We start from the raw sequence: 22,634 nt of genomic DNA, 5'->3' as shown, positions 1-22,634 counted from the left end.
CGAAAACGTCGTCGGTCTAGTACTTTCCATCGTTCTCGCCCTGTTTCTCGGGTGCGCCCTGCTGTTCCCGGAGAGGTTCTAGTGAGCACAACGTCCGCGGGAATCATTTTCCTCGTACTTCTCGTCGCGGCTCTGGTTGCGGTGCATGTGCCGTTGGGCGACTACATGTATCGGGTTTACACATCGGAGAAGAGCTCGTCGGTCGAGCGCGTGATCTACCGGCTGATCGGTGTCGACTCACGCTCCGAGCAGACCTGGGGCGCCTACGCCCGCAGTGTGTTGGCGTTCTCCTCGATCAGCGTCCTCTTCCTGTTCGTGTTCCAGCTCGTGCAGGGCAAATTGCCGTTGCACCTGCATGATCCGGCCACCAAGATGACGCCGGCGCTGGCGTGGAACACCGCGGTCAGCTTCGTCACCAACACCAACTGGCAGGCCTACTCCGGCGAATCGACGCAGGGCCACCTGGTACAGATGGCCGGGCTGGCGGTGCAGAACTTCGTCTCGGCCGCCGTCGGCATGGCAGTGGCGGTTGCGCTGGTGCGCGGCTTCGCCCGCAGGCGCACCGGTGATCTGGGGAACTTCTGGGTCGACCTGGTCCGCGGCACGCTGCGCATCCTGCTGCCGATCGCGGTCATCGGGGCGATCGTGTTGATCGCGGGCGGGGCGATCCAGAACTTCCACCTCAACGACCAGGTGGTCAACACGCTTGCCGGCACCCAACAGACCATCACCGGCGGCCCGGTGGCCAGCCAGGAAGTAATCAAAGAGCTTGGCACCAATGGCGGTGGCTTCTACAACGCCAACTCCGCGCACCCGTTCGAGAACCCGAACGCGTGGACGAACTGGCTGGAGATCTTCCTGCTACTGGTGATCAGCTTTTCGCTCCCGCGCACATTCGGGCGGATGGTCGGCAGCACCAAGCAGGGCTATGCGATCGCCGCGGTCATGGGGACGCTGTATCTCATCAGCGTGTCGTTGATGCTCTGGTTCCAGTTGCAGCATCACGGCACGGTACCGACCGCGACGGGCGCGGCGGCCGAAGGTGTGGAGCAACGGTTCGGCATCGCCGACTCGGCGGTATTCGCCGACTCGACCACACTGACCTCTACCGGTGCCGTTGACTCGTTCCACGACTCCTACACCAGCCTCGGCGGCATGATGGCGATGTTCAACATGCAGCTCGGTGAGGTCGCTCCCGGGGGGACCGGCTCTGGCCTTTATGGCATGTTGATTCTGGCCGTGATCACCGTATTCATCGCAGGCCTGATGGTCGGACGCACCCCGGAATACCTCGGCAAGAAGATCAACCCGCGCGAAATCAAGTTGGCGGCAAGCTATTTCCTTGTCACACCGCTGATCGTGCTGACCGGAACCGCGATCGCGATGGCGCTGCCCGGCGAACGCGCCGGCATGCTGAATACCGGCCCGCATGGACTCTCGGAAGTGTTGTACGCGTTCACCTCCGCCGCCAACAACAATGGATCGGCATTCGCCGGAATCAGCGTCAACACCGACTGGTACAACACCGCCCTCGGACTGGCGATGGTCTTCGGCAGATTCCTGCCTATCGTGCTGGTGCTGGCCTTGGCCGGGTCGCTGGCCAAGCAGGGTGCCACACCCGAATCGGCGGGAACCTTGCCCACCCATAGGCCGCAATTCGTAGGAATGGTCGCCGGCGTCACGCTGATTCTCGTTGCCCTTACTTTCCTGCCTATGCTCGCGCTTGGGCCTCTCGCTGAAGGAATTCACTGATGACCGCGACCGTCGATTCGACTGCGCAGTCGCAGTCCGCGACCCCCGACACCACGAAACGGGTACAGGGCGGTCTGCTCGACCCGAAGATGTTGTGGAAGTCGACGCCGGATGCGTTGCGCAAACTCGATCCCCGCACGCTGTGGCGCAACCCCGTCATGTTCATCGTCGAGATCGGCGCCGCATGGAGCACCGTGTTGGCGATCATCGACCCGACCTGGTTCGCGTGGCTGACCGTGGTCTGGCTCTGGCTGACCGTAGTGTTCGCCAATGTCGCTGAGGCGGTGGCCGAGGGTCGCGGCAAGGCCCAGGCCGAAACCCTGCGCAAAGCGAAGACCTCCACCATGGCGCGGCGCCTCAAGGACTGGGCGCCGGGCGCCTCCGCCGGGGAAGAGGAAGTCGCCGCGCCGCTACTGCAACAAGGCGATGTCGTCGTGGTCGAAGCCGGGCAGGTGATACCGGGTGACGGCGATGTCGTGGAAGGCATTGCGTCGGTGGACGAATCGGCGATCACCGGAGAGTCGGCACCAGTGATCCGAGAGTCCGGCGGCGACCGCTCGGCGGTCACCGGCGGTACCACCGTGCTAAGCGACCGCATCGTCGTGCAGATCACGCAAAAGCCCGGGGAAAGCTTCATCGACCGGATGATCGCGCTGGTCGAGGGTGCCAACCGGCAGAAAACCCCCAACGAGATCGCGCTGAACATCCTGCTGGCCGCGTTGACGATCATCTTCGTCTTCGCTGTCGCCACACTGCAGCCGCTCGCGATCTACTCCAAGATGAACAACCCGGGCGTCCCAAACAGCGAGGCGCTCAACGCGAGCGGCGTTACCGGGATCGTGATGGTGGCGCTGCTGGTCTGCCTGATCCCGACGACTATCGGTGCGCTGCTGTCCGCGATCGGCATCGCGGGCATGGACCGGCTGGTGCAACGCAATGTGCTGGCGATGTCGGGCCGGGCGGTGGAAGCCGCCGGCGACGTGAACACCCTGCTGCTCGACAAGACCGGCACCATCACCCTGGGTAACCGGCAGGCCGCTGCCTTCATCCCGCTCGACGGCGTCACCGATGAGCAACTGGCCGACGCCGCGCAGCTGTCCAGCCTGGCCGACGAAACGCCGGAAGGCCGCTCGGTCGTCGTGTTCGCCAAACAACACTTCGGGCTGCGGGCACGCACACCGGGCGAGCTTGCACATGCTCAGTGGGTCGAATTCTCGGCTACCACAAGGATGTCCGGCGTCGACCTTGACGGCCATCTGCTCCGCAAGGGCGCGGCGAGCTCGGTCGCCGAATGGGTAAGCGGCCAAGGCGGCGACGTACCGCATCAGCTTGGCGAGATCGTCGACGGCATCTCCGCTGGCGGCGGCACCCCCCTGGTCGTCGGTGAGACCCGCGACGGCGAGGCCGCGGTGCTGGGAGTCATCCATCTCAAAGACGTTGTCAAACAAGGCATGCGGGATCGATTCGACGAGATGCGCAAGATGGGCATTCGCACGGTGATGATCACCGGCGACAACCCGTTGACCGCCAAGGCGATTGCCGATGAGGCCGGTGTTGACGACTTCCTCGCTGAAGCCACGCCGGAAGACAAGCTCGCGCTGATCAAACGCGAGCAAGCCGGCGGCAAACTGGTCGCGATGACCGGTGACGGCACCAATGACGCACCGGCTCTTGCTCAGGCCGATGTGGGTGTGGCAATGAACACCGGCACCTCGGCCGCAAAAGAGGCCGGCAACATGGTCGATCTGGACTCCGACCCGACCAAACTCATCGAGATCGTGGAAATCGGCAAGCAGCTGCTCATCACCCGTGGAGCACTGACCACCTTCTCGATCGCAAACGACATCGCGAAGTACTTCGCGATCATCCCGGCCATGTTCGTCGCACTGTTTCCCGGGCTGGATCTGATCAACATCATGCGGCTGCACAGCCCGCAGTCGGCGATCCTGTCCGCGGTGATTTTCAACGCGGTCGTCATCGTGGCGCTGATCCCGCTGTCGCTGCGGGGTGTGCGCTACACGCCGAGCAGCGCGTCAAAACTGTTGAGCCGCAACCTCTATATTTACGGGCTCGGCGGAATCATCGCCCCGTTCATCGGGATCAAGCTGATCGACCTGATTATCCAATTCGTCCCAGGGATGTCCTGACATGAAGTTTTCGAATTTCGTACGCGTGCACTGGGCGGCCTTCCGTGCGCTGCTGGTGCTGACCGTGATCACCGGCTTGGCCTATCCCGTGTTCGTTTGGCTGGTCGCGCAGATCCCCGGATTGCACGACAAGGCCGAAGGATCAATTCTGACGGTGAACGGCAAGCCGATCGGCAGCCGGCTGATCGGTCAGCTGTTCACCGACAAGGACGGCAACGCTCTGCCGCAGTACTTCCAGAGCCGGCCCTCGGCGGCAGGCACCGGTTACGACCCGACGTCCTCCGGCGCGAGCAACCTCGGGCCGGAAAGCATCGTCGACACACCGGCCGATCCTACGCAATTGGCCGTCGGCAAGTCCGCTTCCGACGCAGGCTTCAAGCCGAGCCTGCTGACGCAGGTATGCACACGCAGCGCCACCGTGGGCCGACTGGAGGGTGTCGACGGTTCGCGTCCGTTCTGCACCGGTGGCGGGGTGGGCGCGGTGCTCTCCGTGATCGGCTCCCGCGACACCCGCGGAAACGTCGTGCACCCCTCCCGCGTGGTCAGCGTCAACGAGCCATGCCAGACGACGCAGACGCCGTTTCTGACCCTTTACGAGGGAGTGCGCGTCGAGTGCGCGAAATACGGCGACGACTACTCGATGGGCCAGGTCGTGCCCGTTCGCGGCAGCGCGCCCGCCAACCCTGCGGTACCCGCCGATGCGGTCACCGCCAGCGGCAGTGGCCTGGACCCCGACATCTCGCCGGCCTACGCCGGCATCCAGGTCGCCCGGGTGGCCAAAGCTCGCCATGTCAGCCCGGATCAGATCAAGGCGGTGCTAGCCCAGTACCGCAGCGGCCGTGACCTTGGATTCTTCGGGGAGCCGACGGTAAACGTGTTGCAGCTCAACCTGGAACTCGACCGCAAATATCCGGTATCGAGCTGACCGCACAGGGGGATGATGGTTGACGTGAGCGACGTCTCCCTCCACGACCACCGTCCCAAGCGGGGCGAGCTCCGCATCTACCTCGGTGCGGCGCCGGGGGTAGGTAAGACGTACGCGATGCTGGGTGAGGCACACCGGCGGCTGGAACGCGGCACCGACCTGGTCGCGGCCGTGGTGGAGACTCATGGGCGCGCGAAAACCGCTGCGATGCTTGAGGGCATCGAGACGATTCCACCGCGTTATATCGATTACCGCGGTAGCAGGTTCCCGGAGCTCGACGTGCCCGCCGTTCTGGCGCGACATCCGCAGGTCGTGCTGGTCGACGAGCTCGCCCATACCAATACGCCGGGCAGCAAGAATCACAAACGCTGGCAGGACGTCGAAGAACTTCTCGATGCCGGTATCGCGGTGATCTCTACCGTCAACGTCCAGCACTTGGAAAGCCTCAACGACGTCGTCGCCCAAATCACGGGCATCGAACAACAAGAAACGATTCCGGACTCCATCGTCCGAGAAGCCTCGCAGGTCGAGCTCATCGATATCACGCCGGAAGCACTGCGGCGCAGGTTATCTCACGGCAATGTCTACGCCCCAGCCAGGATCGACGCGGCGCTTTCTAACTACTTCCGTCGCGGAAATCTCACGGCCCTAAGGGAATTAGCGCTGTTGTGGCTGGCCGATCAGGTGGATACCGCCCTGGCGAAGTACCGCGCGGAGAACAAGATCACCGACATGTGGGAGGCACGCGAGCGCGTCGTCGTGGCGGTCACCGGTGGTCCGGAATCGGAAACTTTGGTTCGGCGGGCCTCGCGCATCGCATCGAAATCCAGTGCCGAGTTGATGGTCGTGCATGTCATCCGGGGCGACGGGCTGGCCGGTCTGTCGGAAACCCGGATGCACAAGATCCGCGAACTTGCCAACAGTCTGGACGCGTCGGTGCACACCGTGATCGGTGACGACGTCCCCACCGCGCTATTGGATTTCGCCCGCGAGATGAACGCCACCCAGTTGGTGATCGGCACCTCACGACGGTCCCGATGGGCCCGCATCTTCGAGGAGGGTATCGGCACGACCGTCGTCCAGCAGTCGGGCAAGATCGACGTGCACATCGTCACCCACGAGGAATCCAAGCGGGGCTTTCATTTCGCGTCGTTTGCCCCTCGTGAGCGACGCATCGCCTCTTGGCTGGCCGCGATCATCGTGCCGTCGCTCATTTGTGCCGTCACGGTGACGATGCTGGACCCCTATCTGGACACCGGCGGGGAAAGTGCGTTGTTCTTCGTCGGGGTGCTGCTGGTGGGTCTGCTGGGAGGCGTTGCGCCGGCGGCCCTTTCGGCGGTGCTGTCCGGGCTGCTGCTGAATTACTTCCTCATTGCTCCCCGGCACAGCTTCACGATCGCCGAACCCAACAGTGCCATCACCGAATTGGTGCTGTTGCTGATCGCCGTCGCGGTCGCGGTGCTCGTCGACTTCGCCAACAAGCGCACCCGCGAAGCCCGGCTGGCGGCTCAGGAAGCCGAGCTGCTGACGCTGTTCGCGGGTTCGGTGCTGCGCGGCGCGGACCTCGAGACCTTGCTGGAACGGGTGCGCGAGACCTACTCGCAGCGCGCGGTGAGCATGCTGCGCGAGCCCGGTGAGGAAGACCGCGCCGCCGGCAAGAAGAGTTACATCGTCGCCTGCGTGGGCAAAGATCCTTGTGTGACCGTCGATTCCGCGGATACCGCGATCGAGGTCGGTGACGACGAGTTCTGGATGCTGATGGCGGGACGCAAGCTGTCCGCCCGCGACCGCAGGGTGCTGACCGCGGTGGCCAAGCAGGCCGCCGGCCTGATCCGTCAGGGCGAGCTGGCCGAGGAGGCCAGCCGAGCCGAGGCCATCGTGCGGGCCGACGAGCTGCGGCGCTCGCTGCTCTCGGCGGTCAGCCACGACCTGCGTACCCCGCTGGCGGCGGCCAAGGTCGCGGTGTCCAGTCTGCGCGCCGAAGATGTCGCGTTCTCCGCCCAGGACACCGCCGAATTGCTGGCCACCATCGAGGAATCCATCGACCAGCTGACCGCCTTGGTCGGAAACCTGCTTGATTCTTCGCGTCTGGCAGCGGGTGTGGTCCGCCCGGACCTGCGGATGGTCTATCTCGAGGAAACCGTGCAACGTGCGCTGGTCAGTATCGGCAAGGGCGCCACCGGCTTCTACCGATCCGCGATCGACCGGGTCAAGGTCGACGTGGGCGACGCGGTGGCGATGGCGGATCCCGGACTATTGGAACGGGTGCTCGCCAACCTGATCGACAACGCGCTGCGCTACGCGCCCAACTGCGTGGTCCGGGTCAACGCCGGGCGGGTCGCAGATCGGGTGCTGATCAACGTGATCGACGAGGGCCCCGGAATCCCGCACGGAGCCGAGGATCAGATCTTCGAGGCGTTCCAGCGGCTGGGCGATCACGACAACACCACCGGTGTGGGACTGGGGATGTCGGTGGCACGCGGCTTCGTGGAAGCCATGGGAGGCAGCATCGCGGCGGGCGACACTCCTGGGGGTGGACTCACCGTCGTCGTAGAATTGGCTGCACCGCCACAACCGATTGGTGTCCGATGACCCGCGCCGGCGACGATGCAGAGCGCAGCGATGAGGAGGAGCGGCGCTGATGACCCGCGCCGGCGACGATGCAGAGCGCAGCGATGAGGAGGAGCGGCGCTGATGACCCGGGTCCTGGTGATCGACGACGAGCCGCACATTCTGCGTGCGCTGCGCATCAACTTGTCGGTGCGTGGTTACGAGGTCGTCACCGCGGCGACCGGTGCCGGCGCCCTGCGCGCCGCGGCCGAACACAAACCCGACGTGGTGATCCTCGATCTCGGCCTGCCCGACGTCTCGGGTATCGAAGTGCTCGCCGGTCTGCGCGGGTGGCTGACGGCGCCGGTGATCGTGTTGTCCGCGCGCACCGACTCTTCCGACAAGGTCGAGGCGCTGGACGCCGGTGCTGACGACTACGTCACGAAACCCTTTGGGATGGACGAATTTCTGGCTCGGCTGCGGGCCGCGGTGCGCCGCAACGCCGCAGCCTCCGAGTTGGACGAGCCGGTGGTCGAAACCGACACGTTCACCGTCGACCTGGCCGCTAAGAAGGTGACCAAGAACGGCGCCGAGGTGCACCTCACCCCGACCGAATGGGGCATGCTCGAGGTGCTGGTGCGCAATCGCGGGAAGCTGGTCGGCCGCGAGGAATTACTCAAAGAGGTGTGGGGCCCGGCGTACGCCACCGAAACCCATTACCTGCGTGTATATCTCGCTCAGTTGCGGCGCAAACTCGAAGACGACCCGTCGCATCCCAAACACCTGCTGACCGAATCGGGCATGGGCTACCGCTTCGAGGCCTAAGCCGAATCTGTCACACGCCGCCCGAGGAATAAGCGTTTTGCCCGCCTCATAGCGACAACTTCGCCGCTGCCCGCCACGCAAGCGCCAGCTGCCACGTGAGCACATAGCGGAGTTTGATTCCTTGAAGCGGAACAGTGCCACACCGGTCTCACACCCGCCACAGTTGTCGCTGTGAGGCGGGCAAAAAGTGTGCCGAATTCCAGGGGCGGGGGTGACTGGTGTGAACTTACCCGGCGATCGAGAGCACGATGCCGTCGAGGATGTCATGCTCGCTGACCGTCAACTCGTCGATACCGGCCCGGGCGCGCAATTCACGGGCCAGCTCCTGCACCACGATCGCGCCGCCGCCGATCACATCAGCGCGACCCTCGTGCATCGGCGCCAGTGCGACGCGCTGCGCTCGTGTCATGCCGATCAGCTTCTCGCACACCGCCACCAAGTCATCGCCGGTGACCCGCGAAAGATGAATGGCCGCAGCATCATAGGTCGCCATGTTGTGCGCGAGCGCCGACAGCGTGGTCATCGTGCCGGCCAGTCCGACCCAGGTCCGGGCTCCCTCGACCGGTACGGACCGCAGCGCGGGCTCGAGCCGCTCGCGCACGAACGCACGCGCGGCGTCCACTTCCGCGGGCGTCGGCGGATCGGAGTGCAGGCAACGTTCGGTCAGCCGGACGCAGCCGATGTCGGCCGAGTAGCTCGCGATCACCCGGTCGGCGCCCAGCACAATCTCTGTCGAGCCACCGCCCAAGTCGACGACAACGAAAGGCCCACGGGCGCTGTCTAATTCACCGACCGCGCCGCGGAACGACAGCTCGGCCTCTTCGGCTCCGGTGATCACCTCGGCGAGGGTGCCGGGCAGCACCGTGCCCAGCACGCCGGCGGTCATCGCGAAGAAGTCGTCGCGGTTGCTTACATCGCGGGCGGCCGAGGTAGCAACCATCCGAACCCGTTGCACGCCATGGGCTTTCATCTGCTCCGCATAGTCGGCGAGCGCGACCCTGGCTCGCTCGATCGCCTCGGGGGCGAACTGACCCGTGGCGTCGACACCCTGACCAAGGCGCACGATCCGGGTCTCGCGGTGCACGTCGGTCAGCCGCCCGTCGGAGACGTCGGCGATCAGCAACCGGATCGAGTTGGTGCCGCAGTCGACACCGGCTGCTCTCAGCGCCACAACTCACCGTCCAGGATCGTGGCCATGGCCGGCTCGGCGGCCAGCAACGCCACCGCCTCGTCGCCCAGCGGATTGACCCCGGGCCCCTTGGCCAGCGCATGCGCGATCAGCACGTGCAGGCATTTGACCCGATCCGGCATCCCGCCGCCGGAGAACGTCGTCCCGAGCGGTTCGATCGCGTCCCGCTCGGCCAGATACGACTCGTGTGCCCGTCGATACGCGGCGGCCAGTTCGGGGTTCGTCCCCAGCCGCTCGGTCATATCCCGCATCAGCCCCGTGGTCTCCAGCCTGCTCGCGGCCGCGGTGAGCGCGGGATGCGTCAGGTAATACAACGTCGGAAACGGTGTTCCGTCAGGAAGTTTCGGCGCGGTCTTAACCACGCCGGGCTCGCCGTTGGGGCACCGGTAGGCGATCTCCAGCACACCGCGCGGCTCGCGACCGAGTTGGCGTGCCACCGCTTCGGAGTCGGCACGATCAACCACCGGGACTCGTGGGCTTCGGTGATTCCGGCGGCGGCGCGGACTGCCCGGGTCCGGCCGGCGGCCCCGGAGTACTGGCCGGTGGCAGGTGCGGCGCGTCGGCGATGGTGTGCCACAGCGAGGAGTACCACGGCGCACTGCTCGACGGCTTCGCCGTCTCGGCGCCCGGCTGGGGGGACGCCGCCGCGCCGGGGGGAAGCTGGACCTGGAACGGCGTGTCCCCCGGCATCACGAAGCCCAGGCGCTCGCGGGCCTGCGCCGCGATATACGCCGGATCGCCGAGCTTGACCTTCTTTTGCTCGAGGTCGGCGATCTGCCGGCGCAGCGCCGCTTCACTGGCGTTCAGCTGCGCCATCTCGGTGCGCTGCGCGAAATAGGTGCGCACGGGTCCCGCGATCGTCAACGTCAGCACGCACACCACTGCGGCCAGCACCGCCGCGCGCCGCGCGGTGAAACCGAGCCGCTGCTCGGATCGCTGCTCGACGGACTCGGCGATCTGGCGCTTGATGGGTTCGACGATGTGCTCGGCCGTCGTGCGGGCAGCGGCGGCGTTCTGCGTGAGTTTCGACGTGCGCGACGACGGCTTGGACGACGGTTTGGCGGCCCGACCCCGCCGGACCGAATCGCCGGCCTTCCCCGGGCGCGATGCCGGGGAGCGGCGCTTCGGATCTGGCCGTTTCGCGTCGGGCATCGGACGCCTAGCCGTGTTTTCCGTTGACTGTCAAGCTATTTCACATCCAGTGCGTAGCGCGGGAAGGCCAGATCGCCGGCGTAGCGGGCGGCGTCACCGAGGGCTTCCTCGATGCGCAGCAGCTGGTTGTACTTGGCGACCCGCTCGCTGCGAGCCGGCGCGCCGGTCTTGATCTGCCCGCTGCCGACGGCGACCGCCAGATCGGCGATCGTGGTGTCCTCGGTCTCGCCGCTGCGGTGGCTCATCATCGTGCGGTACCCACTGTGGTGAGCCAGCGCGACGGCGTCCAGCGTCTCGGTCAGCGTGCCGATTTGGTTCACCTTGACCAGCAGCGCGTTGCCGGCACCGCGTTCGATGCCTTCTTCGAGGCGTTCCGGGTTGGTGACGAACAGGTCGTCTCCGACGATCTGGACGCGGTCACCGATGGCCGTCGTCAACGCCACCCATCCGTCCCAGTCGTCCTCGGACAGCGGATCCTCGAGGGAAACCAGCGGGTAGGTGTCGAGCAGGCTCGCGTAGAACTCGGACATCTGCTCGGCGCTGCGGGTCTGTTTCTCGAAGCTGTAACCCTCACCGTCAGTGAAGAATTCGGTGGCCGCCACGTCGAGCGCCAGGGCCACGTCGGATCCCGTCTTGAAGCCGGTCGCTTCGATCGCCGACAGGATCAGGTCGAGCGCCGCCTTGGTGCCCGCGACGTCGGGCGCGAAACCGCCCTCGTCACCCAGCCCGGTGCTCAGGCCCTGCTTCTTCAGCACCGACTTCAGCGAGTGGTACACCTCGGCACCCCAGCGCAGCGCTTCCTTGAAGCTCGGCGCGCCGATCGGCGCCACCATGAACTCCTGGACGTCGACCCCGGTGTCGGCGTGCGCGCCGCCGTTGAGGATGTTCATCATCGGCACCGGCAGGATGTGCGCGTTGGGCCCGCCGAGGTAGCGGAACAGCGGCAGCTCGGCCGAATCGGCTGCGGCCTTGGCGACGGCCAGTGACACCCCCAGGATCGAGTTGGCGCCGAGCCGGGACTTGTCGGGGGTGCCGTCCAGATCCACCAGCGCCTGGTCGACCAGCCGCTGGTCGTCGGCATTGAGTCCGATCACGGCCGGGCCGATCTCGTCGAGCACGGCCTGCACGGCCTTGTCCACGCCCTTGCCGCCGTAGCGCTCGCCGCCGTCGCGTAGCTCGACGGCCTCGTGCTCGCCCGTCGACGCGCCGGACGGCACCGCCGCGCGGGCGAAGGTTCCGTCGATCAGGGCTATCTCGACCTCGACGGTCGGGTTACCTCGGGAATCGAGGATCTCGCGGGCCCCGACCTGCTCGATAATCGGCACTAGGATCTCCTTGCTGGTAGCTGATGCCTGCCCCGGGACGGCCTTCAGCCTAAAGCCTGGGACAGTGGTTCATCCTTCTACAGCGGGTGACCCGCCGCATAGGCGGTCGCCCAGTCCCGGACCGCACGTGCGTAGACCCCGGAGTTGTTGTAGGCGCGCAGCGCGGTGACCCATCCACGGGCCGTCGCGAGATCCTTTCCGCGCCAACATAAGTACCCTGCCGCCGCCAGGGCGGCATCGTCGATGTTGTCCGGGCTGAGACGGCCGTCGTTGTGAGCGTCGACCCCGTACAGCCGCCAGGTCTCCGGAATGAACTGCATGGGCCCCATCGCGCGGGCTATCGCGGGCTGGCTGTCCGTGGTGTCTTGCGCGGCGTCGACAATGCGCAGGTTGCCACCGCTGCCGTCCAGCTGGACACCCCGGATTGGTGGATTCACATCCCCGTTGGGCGACAGCGTGGCGCCGCGATAGGTGCCGTGGTGGCTCTCGACCTGCCCGATGCCGGCCAGCGTCGTCCACGCGATGTGGCACTTCGGGTTTTCCACCTCGGCGACGCGGGCCGCGTACGCGTAAGCCTCCAGGGCGATCAGCGGGATTTCCAGGGCCGCGGCGCGAGGCCGCGCCCAGTCCCGCAACTGATCTGCGGGCCGGCCGCTGGCGTGAGTGTTCACCGCGGGCACCGGATCCCCGAATGGCGGCGGCACACCCGCGGGGATGAACAGGCTGAGTTGCCAGGTGCAGCTGGAGGCCATCAGCATCGCGGTCGCGCCTATCACGGCGGCCGCCCGCAACCAGCGCCTCGGCGACACCACGTTCCCCTTAACTTCCCCTACACCAACGTCACCCAATGATTATCGTCCCATGACCTTTCGGAGTATCCGGTCGCATTGAGCCGGCGAACGCGGTTTCGGTCAGTTCGTCGCTTAGCTGCCGCTTGCCCTGGCTAGCAAAGCGCGAACAGTGCTGACTACCGGGATTCACCAACTCACAAGCCACATTACCCGTGGTGACCACGGAAAACGGCAAACATCGCGGCGATCGCTGACCGGTAAAGATGCGAACGCGATTCAAACCGGCATCAGCCTCGGTCTCGGCTCCGCTTGGTGCCTTTGCCGGACTTCTTGGATTCTTTGCCGGTCTCGCCGTCGGTCTGCGCGTCCTCGCTCCCATCGTCGTCTTCGGACTCGTCGTCCTCGGACTCGTCTTCGGACTCGTCGTGTTCCGAATCAGCGTCGACGTCCTCGTCCTCGAAGTCCTCGTCCGCTGCCTCGGGCTCGAGTTCGGCGGCCACCTCGGATGGCCAGTGCTCGCGCCACTCCGCCTCGGTGACCTCGCCCAGCGGGGCCACGTCGAACTCTTCGGGCACGGTGTCCCCGCGGCGCGTGGCGGCGATCGAGCGCTCGACCGCGCGGACCATGTCCACGAATTCCAGAACGCGGGTCCGCAGCACACTTTCCGCGTCGACATCCGTCGACACCGAGACGGAGGTGATCTCGGCGGGAATCAGATCGGCGGGCAAGCCGGCCGCATGCGCGCGCGCAATCACCTTCTGCGCCAGCGCTAACGCCGGCTGGCCGGTATGGACGTCATCCATCACCGAATTGCGGGGTTTCTCCGCGGCTTTGCGCTCTTCCCATTGGGCCAGTTGTTCTTCGAGCGAAATCGATTGTCCTGCAAGCACTCCCGGCACACGGTTGCCCAGCTTCCGCATCAGCGTGGCGGCGACGTCGTCGATGTCGAACGGGAACTGGCGCGCCTCCTCGGCGATGCGGGCATGGAACAGCACCTGCAGCAACACATCTCCGAGCTCTTCGCGCAGCGCCTCGGCGTTGCCGCTGCGGACCGCGTCCAGCAGCTCGTAGGTCTCCTCCAGCAGGAACCGGCGCAGGGAATCGTGGGTTTGCTCGCTTTCCCACGGCCCGGCGGTCCGCAATTTGTCCATCATCGCGACGGCGTCGACGAGACGTTCACCGCGCGGCGTGTCCGGCGCCGAGATCAGCCGGGCGCCGGCGGCCAGCCGCGCGGTCACGGCGGGGTGCTCGGGGTCCGACGACAGCAACACCGGCGCGGGATCATCGGGGCCCCCGGTGTCCACCGGACGCGCGGAAGCCAACGACCAGGGCACCGCGACGGGCATCTCCTCGGTGTACTGGATCTCACCGGTCAGGTGCTCGATCGCCTCGACGGGTACCAGAGATGGCCGACGGGGATCGAACAACACGACGATCACGCTTGTCGCTCCTCCCTGGTCATCGGCGCAGGTGACGAACTCGTTATACCAATTTCTTGCTGCGGTTTCCCCTGTAAAGCCGTCACCAAGTTGGCCACCATCTGCACCAACTCGACATCGCGAAGCCGCGGCGCGCCTCCCAAACTGGTGGAGCCGCCGGCTCGCGGAATCGGAACCTGCACCGTGGACGTCGTGGCCCGGTAGTTGGCGGCCGGATACATCCGCTTGAGCCGCACCTGGGCAGAATCTAGCAGCGTGATCGGCGACAGCCGCACCGTCGCCGCAGATGGGGCCGATACCTCGGTGATGCCCGAAGCGCGGCACAGCAGCCGCAACCGCGCCACCGCCACCAGCCGCAGGGCCGGTTCGGGCAGCGCGCCATAGCGGTCGGTCAGCTCCTCGACGACGGCGTCGACGGCCGCGTCGTCGGGCGCGGCGGCCAGGCGGCGGTAACCCTCCAGCCGCAGCCGGTCACTGGCGATGTAGTCCGGCGGCAGGTGCGCGTCCACCGGCAGGTCGATGCGCACATCTTTGGGCTCTTCGGCGGTGCTGACGGTCTCCCCGTCGGCGGCCGCCTTGTACGCCTCGACGGCCTCGCCCACCAACCGCACATACAGGTCGAAGCCGACCCCGGCGACGTGCCCGGACTGCTCGACACCGAGCACGTTGCCGGCGCCGCGGATCTCGAGGTCCTTCAGCGCGACGGCCATCCCGGCGCCCAGCTCGTTGTTCTGGGCGATGGTCGCCAACCGGTCGTAGGCCGTCTCGGTCAACGGCACGTGCGGCGGATAGAGGAAGTAGGCGTAGCCACGTTCCCGGCTGCGGCCGACCCGGCCCCGCAGCTGGTGCAGCTGGGACAGCCCGAAGGTGTCGGAGCGCTCGACGATCAGCGTGTTCGCGTTGGAGATGTCCAGGCCGGTCTCGATGATCGTGGTGCACACCAGGATGTCGTAGTCGCGGTTCCAGAACCCCTGCACGGTGCGTTCCAGCAGCTCCTCGGGCATCTGGCCGTGCGCGACCACGACACGCGCCTCCGGCACCATGTCGCGCAGCCGGGCCGCGGCCGAGTCGATCGAACTGACCCGGTTGTGCACGTAGAACGCCTGGCCGTCGCGGAGCAACTCGCGCCGCAACGCCGCCGCCACCTGCTTGTCGTCGTGCGGGCCCACATAGGTCAGCACCGGGTAGCGCTCTTCGGGCGGCGTCAGGATCGTCGACATCTCGCGGATCCCGGCCAGGCTCATCTCCAGGGTGCGCGGGATCGGGGTGGCACTCATCGTCAGCACGTCGACGTGGGTGCGCAGGCTCTTGATGTGTTCCTTGTGCTCGACGCCGAAGCGCTGCTCCTCGTCGACGACCACCAGGCCCAGGTCCTTCCAGCGCACCCCGGTCTGCAGCAGTCGATGCGTGCCGATCACGACGTCCACCGACCCGTCGGCCAGGCCGTCGATCACGGCGCGGGACTCGCCTGTGTCGGTGAAGCGGGACAACCCCTTGACGGTCACCGGGAAGCCGGCCATCCGATCGCTGAACGTCTGCAAATGCTGGTCGGCGAGCAGCGTGGTGGGCACCAGCACCGCGACCTGCTTGCCGTCCTGGACGGCCTTGAATGCCGCCCGCACCGCGATCTCGGTCTTGCCGTAGCCGACGTCACCGCAGATCACCCGGTCCATCGGGATCGGCTTCTCCATGTCGGACTTGACCTCGGTGATCGCGGTCAGCTGGTCGACGGTCTCGGTGAAACCGAACGCGTCCTCCATCTCGGCCTGCCACGGGGTGTCCGGAGCGAACGCGTGGCCGGGGCTGGCCTGCCGCTTGGCGTACAGCGACACCAGCTCGCCGGCGATCTCGCGCACCGCGCGACGGGCCTTGGTCTTGGTGTTGGTCCAGTCGCTGCCACCGAGCTTGCTCAGCGCCGGCGCCTGCCCGCCCACGTACCTGGAGAGCTGGTCCAGCGAGTCCATCGGGACATACAGCTTGTCGGAACCGCCGCCCCTCTTGCTCGAGGCGTATTCCAGCACCAGATATTCGCGACGGGCCCCGCCGACGGTCCGTTCGGTCATCTCGACGAACCGCCCGATGCCGTGCTGGTCGTGGACCACCAGGTCGCCGGCGGTCAGCGCCAGCGGGTCGACGGTGTTGCGCCGCTTGGCCGCCAGCCGCTTGCCTTCCGGCGACGTCGCCCGGTTGCCGGTCAGGTCGGTCTCGGTGATGACGACGAGGTTGGCGCCGGGAATCACGACGCCGTCGTGCAGCGGTCCCTTGAGTACACCCACGACGCCCGGCTGCGGCGCCGCACCGCAGTCCAGCATGGCGGCGGGGGTGTCGGACTCGGCCAGCCGCTCCACCACACGATGGGCGGTACCGGTTCCGGGGGCGACGATCACGGCGTAGCCGCCGGTGGACACGTGCGCGCGCAGCATCGCGAAGATGCTTTCGATGTCGTGCTGGTGGCCGCGGGCCGACGGCGCCGTCCGCACCTCCAGCTCGACCGCCGACTCGTCGGACAGCTGACTCAGCGTCCACCACGGGTGACCGGCCTGGGCCGCGGCGGCCGCCACATCGTCCAGCTCGGCGAAGCCCGACCCACCCAGTTCCTCGACGTCGACCGGCGCTTGATCTTCTGAGGTGCCCATCGCCGCGACCGACCAGGACGCCTCGAGGAATTCGCGGCCGGTTTTGATCAGGTCGGCGGCGCGGCTGCGCACCTTTTCCGGGTCGCACAGCAACACCGGGGTGCCGTCGGCCAGCTGATCGGTCAGCAGTGCATGAGCCCCATTTTCCGAATCTTCCGGGGGATGAAGCACCGATTGCAGCGCCTCCATCCCGTCGACCGGGATGCCCTCGGACAGCTTGGCCAGCATGTCGGAGACGCTGCCGGTGATCGCGCCCTCGGCCGCCGGATGGCGGGACAGCAGCTCGGCGGCCCGGGCCTTCACGTCGTCGGTCAGCAGCAATTCACGGCAGGCGACGGCGACGAAGGTGTCGACCTCGATCTCCGGGATGGACCGCTGATCGGCGACCGCGAACATCCGCATCTCGCTGACCTCGTCGCCCCAGAACTCAATGCGCACCGGGTGTTCGGCGGTGGGCGCGAAGACGTCGAGAATGCCACCGCGAACGGCGAATTCACCGCGCCGGCCGACCATGTCGACCCGGGTGTAGGCCAGTTCGACCAGCCGGGTGATCACGCTCTCGAATTCGACTTCCACGCCGGCGCGCAATGTGAGCGGTTCCACAAGACCCAGCCGCGGCGTCATCGGCTGCAACAGCGAACGCGCGGCGGTCACCACCACCTGTAAGGGCGGACCCAGGGTGGTGTCGTCGGGATGCGCGAGCCGGCGCAGCACCATCAAGCGGGCGCCGACGGTGTCGACGCCGGGCGAAAGGCGTTCGTGCGGCAGGGTTTCCCAGGACGGGAACACCGCCACCGCCTCGCCGAACACGCCGCGCAGCTCGGCACCCAGATCGTCGGCTTCCCGCCCGGTGGCGGTGACCACGAGCAGCGGCCCGCGACGCGCCAGGGCGCTGGCGACGAACAGGCGCGCGCTGGCCGGGCCGACCAGGTTCAGTTGGGCCGGCGCAGCGGCCGCATCCGCGGCCAGCTGCTGGAAAGTGGGCGCCGTCAGCGCTAATTCAACGAGCCCCGCGATCGGGGTTTCTGGGCGAGCAGGCCCCGGTGCGGTCATGATGCACCCATTCTAGGTGCGGCGAAAAGTGCACCGAACAACGTCGATATTGCGCCGGGGGCCGTCAAGGGATCGTAAGGATTCCGCCATGCGGGCCCGGCCGGGCGCACTTTGAAGTCATGACATTGCTTGACATGTTGCCCTCGATTGGCCGGGCGGCGCCCCGACGGCTGGATCCCGCGATCTGGCCTGTCACTACGCATTCCGACGAGGACGGCCGGCTCTGCATCGGCAACGTACCCCTGACAGATATCGCCGATGAGTTCCACACCCCCACCTATGTGATCGACGAAACAGATTTCCGCTACCGCGCCCGCCGTTACCGCAAGGTGCTGCGCGACTCCAATATCGCTGAGATCGTCTACGCCGGAAAGTCTCTGCTGACCACGGGGGTGGCGCGCTGGGCCAGCGAAGAAGGCCTGGGCGTCGACGTCTGCTCGGCCGGCGAGCTGGCGGTCGCCCTGGCCGGTGGGGTGGATCCGGCCCGGATCATCATGCACGGCAACGCGAAATCGCCCGAGGAGTTGCGGCAGGCGGTGCACGCCGGGGTGGGGCGCGTCGTGCTGGACTCCTGCATCGAGATCGCGTACTTGGCGGGATGCGCCCGCAAGAGTCAACCGGTGCTGATCCGGGTGACCCCGGACCCCCCCACCTGGCAAGACATCCATGGGCGCTGCGCGGTCACCACCGGTATCAGCGACCAGAAATTCGGCTTCACGCTCGCCGGGGATCATGCCGCCGACGCGGTGCGGCGAGTGCTGGCGCACCCGATCCTCGACCTGGTCGGGCTGCACTGCCATATCGGCTCACAGGTCACCGACCCCGCGCTGTACGGCGAGGCCATCCACCGGGCAATCGCCGCCATGGCCGACATCCGGGCCCGGCACGGAATCATCCTCACCGAGCTGAACATCGGCGGCGGCCACGCGATCCCCTACCTGCCGGGCGATCGCGAACTCGACCTCGACGACCTGGCCGTCGTCCTCGAAGACGCACTCGACGAGGCCTGCGCCGGGCAGCATTTCCCGCGGCCGAGGCTCGTGGTGGAACCCGGTCGCGCGATCAGCGGCCGGGCCGGCGTGACGCTGTATCGCGTGTGCTCGATCAAGACGCAGCCGGGTGGGCGCACCTTCGTCGCGGTCGACGGCGGCATGAGCGACAACCCCCGGATGTCGTTGTACGGCGCGCAGTACACGGTCACGTTGGCCAACCGCCATTCGGTGGGGCTCAAGCAGCGGGTCACGGTGGCCGGCCGGCACTGCGAGGCCGGCGACGAGATCGCCCGCGATATCGAGTTGCCGGTGGACCTGCATCCCGGTGACCTGCTGGCCGTGGCGTGCACCGGGTCGTATCACCACAGCATGGCGTCGAACTACAACATGGTGTGCCGGCCGCCGCTGGTGGCCGTCAAGGACGGTCGGGTTCGGCAACTGGTTCGCCGCGAGACGGTCGCCGATCTGCTCGCACGCGACTGCGGTTGAATCGGGCCGGGGCCCTCGGATGCTGACCGATGGCCCTGGCGCAAAGGCCTTCCGCCCCTGCCACCGGCGCGTTCGCCGGCTTAGCTTCGGCGTATGGCGCTAACGCGGCCTACCGGCCTGTTCATCAATGTGCACAAGGCGCTGGTCATTCCGGTGACGGTGGCGGCCATGCTGACCTTCGGCAACTTCTCCACCGCGATGTGGCTGTACCTGGGGATGCACGGCACCTACTCGATACTGTGGCTCATCAAGGGCCGCACCTACCCGGATCGCCGTTTCGCCGAGCAGGTGCCGATCTGGATCGGCATCGTGTTCGTGTTCTTTCCGCTCGCCGGGTACTACGCCGCGCCGATACTGCTGGCCTGGCTGCACCCCGACGTGCCGGCCTGGGCGGTCGGCCTCGGCGTCTCGATTTTCACCTTCGGGATCTTTCTGCATTACGTCTCCGACGCGCAGAAGTACTACACCCTGCAGGTGCGCTCCGGTCTGATCGACACCGGCCTGTTCGCCCGCACCCGCAACCCGAACTATCTCGGCGAGATCTTGACCTATATGGGTTTCGCGATCATCTCCTGGCACTGGGTCCCGTTCGTCGTCAATTTCGCGTGGATCTTCGGGTTCTTCATCCGCAACATGATCAAGAAGGACCGCTCCATGTCGCGGCTTCCCGGCTTAGCCGCCTACCGGGCCCGCACCGGCATGCTGTTGCCACGCCTGCTCCGGCCCGCAGCTCGGCCGGTTGCCGTCGACTGAGCCGCGCGGAGCGGTCAGAGCTGGCTCGCGCGCTACTCGTCTTGCAGCCGGGGGTCGGATTCGAGATGGGTCAGGCCGTTCCACATCAGGTTGACCAGATGCGCGGCCACGACTTCTTTCTTGGGCTCCCGGGTGTCCAGCCACCACTGCGCGGTCATCGACACCGAACCCACCAACGCCTGCGCGTACAGCGGCGCCAGATCCGGATCCAGGCCGCGGCGGGCGAAGTCGCCGGCCAGGATCGAGGACACCTGCCCGACGGCGTCGTTGAGCAGGCTGGAGTAGGTGCCTGTGCTGATCGCGGCGGGCGAGTCGCGAATCAGGATGCGGAAGCCGTCGGTGCGTTCCTCGACGTAGGTGAGCAGCGCCAGCGCGACGCGCTCGACCCGCACCCGGGACCGGTTGTTGGTCAGCGACGAGGTGATCCCGTCCAGCAGCGCCGACATCTCCCGGTCGACGACGACGGCGTACAGGCCCTCCTTGCCGCCGAAGTGCTCGTAGACGACGGGCTTGGACACGTTGGCGCGCTGCGCGATCTCCTCGATCGAGGTGCCGTCGTAGCCACGTTCGGCGAAAAGTGAGCGCGCGATGCCGATCAACTGGTGTCGTCGCTCGCTGCCGGTCATCCGGGCGCGTGGCGCGCGCACTTCTTTGTCCGGGGCTGCCACGTTACTCAGGGTATCGGTTTCACCTGGTGAAATTGCCCGGGTTCGACGGCGGGCCGCCAATGTCTCGCACACCGTCTGCGCTGAAGTGTCCACTCCTCAACGGACCGCAAGCGGTCCGCATCGTCGTCAGACTAAAGTCTTGGTGGCGCGGTTGGCGGTTAGCCGCCGTCGGCCGTGATCTGCAGTCCGTCGTGGTGTAATCGGCAGCACCTCTGATTTTGGTTCAGATAGTTCAGGTTCGAGTCCTGGCGACGGAGCTTCGGTTGCTGGTTCTGCCAGGGGGCACGGGATGAGATTTTTGCCACCGGTGCAGGTGAATGACAGTCTTGACGGCGTGGCGGTGCTTGCGCGTTCCGCCCGGCGTGGGACACAGCACGAGGAGAGTCGATGTCGTTTCGCGGTGACACTGCGGTCGTCGTTCTAGCGGCCGGGCCCGGCACCCGGATGCGCTCGGATACCCCCAAGGTGCTGCACACCATCGGCGGCCGCAGCATGTTGTCGCACTCCCTGCACGCGATCGCCAAGGTGGCGCCGCAGCGGCTGGTCGTGGTGCTGGGCCATGAACACCAGCGCATCGCACCCATCGTGGCCAACCTCGCCGAGACCCTGGGCCGTCCGATCGACGTCGCCCTGCAGGACCGCCCCCGCGGCACCGGCCACGCCGCGCTTTGCGGCCTGTCCGCGCTGCCGCAGGACTACGCCGGCATCGTCGTGATCACCTCGGGCGATACTCCGCTGCTGGACGCCGACACCCTGGCCGATCTGGTCGCGACCCACCACGCCGTCTCGGCCGCCGCGACGGTGCTGACCACCACGATGCGCGATCCATTCGGCTACGGCCGCATTCTGCGCACCCACGACGACCCCCGGCAAGGCCAAGTGATGGCGATCGTGGAGGAAGCCGACGCGACGGACTCGCAGCGCAAGATCGGCGAGGTCAACGCCGGTGTCTACGCCTTCGACGCCGCGGCGCTGCGTTCAGCGCTCGGCCGGCTGAGCTCCGACAACGCCCAGCAGGAGTTGTACCTGACCGACGTCATCGCGATCCTGCGCGGCGACGGCCTGCCGGTGCACGCCCGCCACGTCGACGACAGCGCGCTGGTCGCCGGGGTGAACAACCGCGTCCAGCTCGCCGCGCTGGGCGCCGAGCTCAACCGCCGCATCGTCGCCGCCCATCAGATGGCCGGCGTGACCGTGATCGATCCGGCCACCACCTGGATCGACGTCGACGTGACGATCGGCCGCGACACCGTCGTGCACCCGGGCACCCAGCTGCTGGGCCGCACCCAGATCGGGGGCGGCTGCGTCGTCGGCCCCGACACCACGCTGACCGACGTCACCGTCGGCGACGGCGCCTCGGTGATCCGCACGCATGGCGACTCGGCGTCGATCGGCAGCGGCGCGACGGTCGGCCCGTACACCTACCTGCGCCCCGGCACCGTGCTGGGAGCCGACGGCAAGCTGGGCGCCTTCGTCGAGGTCAAGAACTCCAGCATCGGGACCGGCACCAAGGTGCCGCACTTGACCTACGTCGGCGACGCCGACATCGGCGAGCACAGCAACATCGGGGCGTCCAGCGTGTTCGTCAACTACGACGGTCAGACCAAGCGGCGCACCACCGTCGGCTCACACGTGCGCACCGGCTCGGACACCATGTTCGTCGCACCGGTGACCGTCGGCGACGGCGCCTACACCGGGGCGGGCACCGTGTTGCGTGACGACGTGCCGCCGGGGGCATTGGCGGTTTCCGCCGGCCCGCAACGCAACATCGAGAACTGGGTGCAACGGAAACGTCCAGGCAGTGCCGCCGCGCAGGCAGCGGACAAGGCCGCCCAGCAAGCTACGACGGCTGCTGAGCCGTCCGAACCCGAATAGACACCATGAATTTGGTGCCTGGCAACCCGGCCGTCCTTCCGTACCATTCGCTACGTACGATGGGCATTTCCAA

At 66.8% G+C, this 22,634-nt stretch carries 16 protein-coding genes and 1 tRNA gene; 9 read left to right on the top strand and 8 right to left on the bottom strand.

Features of this window, described 5'->3' with window-relative positions; genetic code table 11:
* Positions 1-81: 81 nt before the first annotated feature.
* From kdpA to AC5Y5O_RS11325, 5 genes are all read left to right on the top strand, one after another.
* The gene (gene kdpA, locus AC5Y5O_RS11345; RefSeq protein ID WP_096289824.1) at positions 82-1,752 is read left to right on the top strand and encodes a potassium-transporting ATPase subunit KdpA; all 1,671 of its coding nucleotides are present in this window, start codon (positions 82-84) and stop codon (positions 1,750-1,752) included.
* On the top strand, positions 1,752-3,899 hold the full coding sequence (kdpB, locus tag AC5Y5O_RS11340; RefSeq protein WP_096289825.1) for a potassium-transporting ATPase subunit KdpB: 2,148 nt from the start codon (positions 1,752-1,754) through the stop codon (positions 3,897-3,899). The genes kdpA and kdpB overlap by 1 nt, the downstream gene beginning before the upstream one ends.
* A 1-nt stretch (position 3,900) precedes the next feature.
* On the top strand, positions 3,901-4,824 hold the full coding sequence (locus tag AC5Y5O_RS11335; RefSeq protein ID WP_500025198.1) for a potassium-transporting ATPase subunit C: 924 nt from the start codon (positions 3,901-3,903) through the stop codon (positions 4,822-4,824).
* A gap of 12 nt (positions 4,825-4,836) precedes the next feature.
* Positions 4,837-7,416 carry an ATP-binding protein gene (locus tag AC5Y5O_RS11330; protein ID WP_096289827.1) on the top strand — a complete coding sequence of 860 codons (2,580 nt, stop codon included), beginning with the start codon at positions 4,837-4,839 and terminating at the stop codon, positions 7,414-7,416.
* 102 nt (positions 7,417-7,518) lie between these two features.
* Entirely contained in the window at positions 7,519-8,199 is a 681-nt protein-coding gene (locus AC5Y5O_RS11325; protein ID WP_096289828.1) for a response regulator, read from the top strand.
* A gap of 226 nt (positions 8,200-8,425) precedes the next feature.
* Here the strand turns inward: AC5Y5O_RS11325 and AC5Y5O_RS11320 are convergent, their stop codons facing one another.
* The 7 genes from AC5Y5O_RS11320 to mfd form a co-directional block, all read right to left on the bottom strand.
* The gene (locus AC5Y5O_RS11320) at positions 8,426-9,370 is read right to left on the bottom strand and encodes a Ppx/GppA phosphatase family protein (protein ID WP_096289829.1); all 945 of its coding nucleotides are present in this window, start codon (positions 9,368-9,370) and stop codon (positions 8,426-8,428) included.
* Entirely contained in the window at positions 9,361-9,852 is a 492-nt protein-coding gene (locus AC5Y5O_RS11315; protein ID WP_096289830.1) for a DUF501 domain-containing protein, read from the bottom strand. The genes AC5Y5O_RS11320 and AC5Y5O_RS11315 overlap by 10 nt, the downstream gene beginning before the upstream one ends.
* Entirely contained in the window at positions 9,845-10,540 is a 696-nt protein-coding gene (locus AC5Y5O_RS11310; protein WP_096289831.1) for an FtsB family cell division protein, read from the bottom strand. The genes AC5Y5O_RS11315 and AC5Y5O_RS11310 overlap by 8 nt, the downstream gene beginning before the upstream one ends.
* Before the next feature lie 35 nt (positions 10,541-10,575).
* Positions 10,576-11,865, bottom strand: a complete 1,290-nt coding sequence (eno, locus tag AC5Y5O_RS11305; RefSeq protein WP_342926809.1) for a phosphopyruvate hydratase — start codon at positions 11,863-11,865, stop codon at positions 10,576-10,578.
* 77 nt (positions 11,866-11,942) lie between these two features.
* On the bottom strand, positions 11,943-12,674 hold the full coding sequence (locus AC5Y5O_RS11300) for a lytic transglycosylase domain-containing protein (protein ID WP_330977991.1): 732 nt from the start codon (positions 12,672-12,674) through the stop codon (positions 11,943-11,945).
* A gap of 269 nt (positions 12,675-12,943) precedes the next feature.
* On the bottom strand, positions 12,944-14,095 hold the full coding sequence (locus AC5Y5O_RS11295; protein WP_500025194.1) for a nucleoside triphosphate pyrophosphohydrolase: 1,152 nt from the start codon (positions 14,093-14,095) through the stop codon (positions 12,944-12,946).
* Entirely contained in the window at positions 14,092-17,784 is a 3,693-nt protein-coding gene (gene mfd, locus AC5Y5O_RS11290; protein ID WP_500025192.1) for a transcription-repair coupling factor, read from the bottom strand. Before mfd ends, AC5Y5O_RS11295 begins: the two co-directional genes overlap by 4 nt.
* Positions 17,785-17,903: 119 nt before the next feature.
* Here mfd and lysA point away from each other — a divergent pair, with 119 nt between their 5' ends.
* On the top strand, positions 17,904-19,265 hold the full coding sequence (gene lysA / locus AC5Y5O_RS11285) for a diaminopimelate decarboxylase (RefSeq protein WP_500025189.1): 1,362 nt from the start codon (positions 17,904-17,906) through the stop codon (positions 19,263-19,265).
* 93 nt (positions 19,266-19,358) lie between these two features.
* Positions 19,359-20,018 carry a DUF1295 domain-containing protein gene (locus AC5Y5O_RS11280; RefSeq protein WP_500025186.1) on the top strand — a complete coding sequence of 220 codons (660 nt, stop codon included), beginning with the start codon at positions 19,359-19,361 and terminating at the stop codon, positions 20,016-20,018.
* Between the two features lie 32 nt (positions 20,019-20,050).
* Here AC5Y5O_RS11280 and AC5Y5O_RS11275 read toward each other — a convergent pair whose 3' ends face one another.
* Positions 20,051-20,644, bottom strand: coding sequence for a TetR/AcrR family transcriptional regulator (locus tag AC5Y5O_RS11275; protein ID WP_036472997.1), 594 nt, complete (start codon positions 20,642-20,644; stop codon positions 20,051-20,053).
* A gap of 227 nt (positions 20,645-20,871) precedes the next feature.
* Here AC5Y5O_RS11275 and AC5Y5O_RS11270 point away from each other — a divergent pair.
* Together AC5Y5O_RS11270 and glmU are read left to right on the top strand one after the other, a co-directional pair.
* A tRNA-Gln gene (locus AC5Y5O_RS11270) sits at positions 20,872-20,943 on the top strand.
* 130 nt (positions 20,944-21,073) lie between these two features.
* Positions 21,074-22,561, top strand: coding sequence for a bifunctional UDP-N-acetylglucosamine diphosphorylase/glucosamine-1-phosphate N-acetyltransferase GlmU (gene glmU / locus AC5Y5O_RS11265; protein WP_096289837.1), 1,488 nt, complete (start codon positions 21,074-21,076; stop codon positions 22,559-22,561).
* The last annotated feature ends 73 nt before the right edge of the window (positions 22,562-22,634 follow it).

The sequence above is a fragment of the Mycobacterium sp. NGS40 genome, from assembly GCF_059812735.1.
The sequence above is the reverse complement of the archived record's forward strand: the minus strand, read 5'-3'. Positions and strand labels throughout refer to the sequence as shown.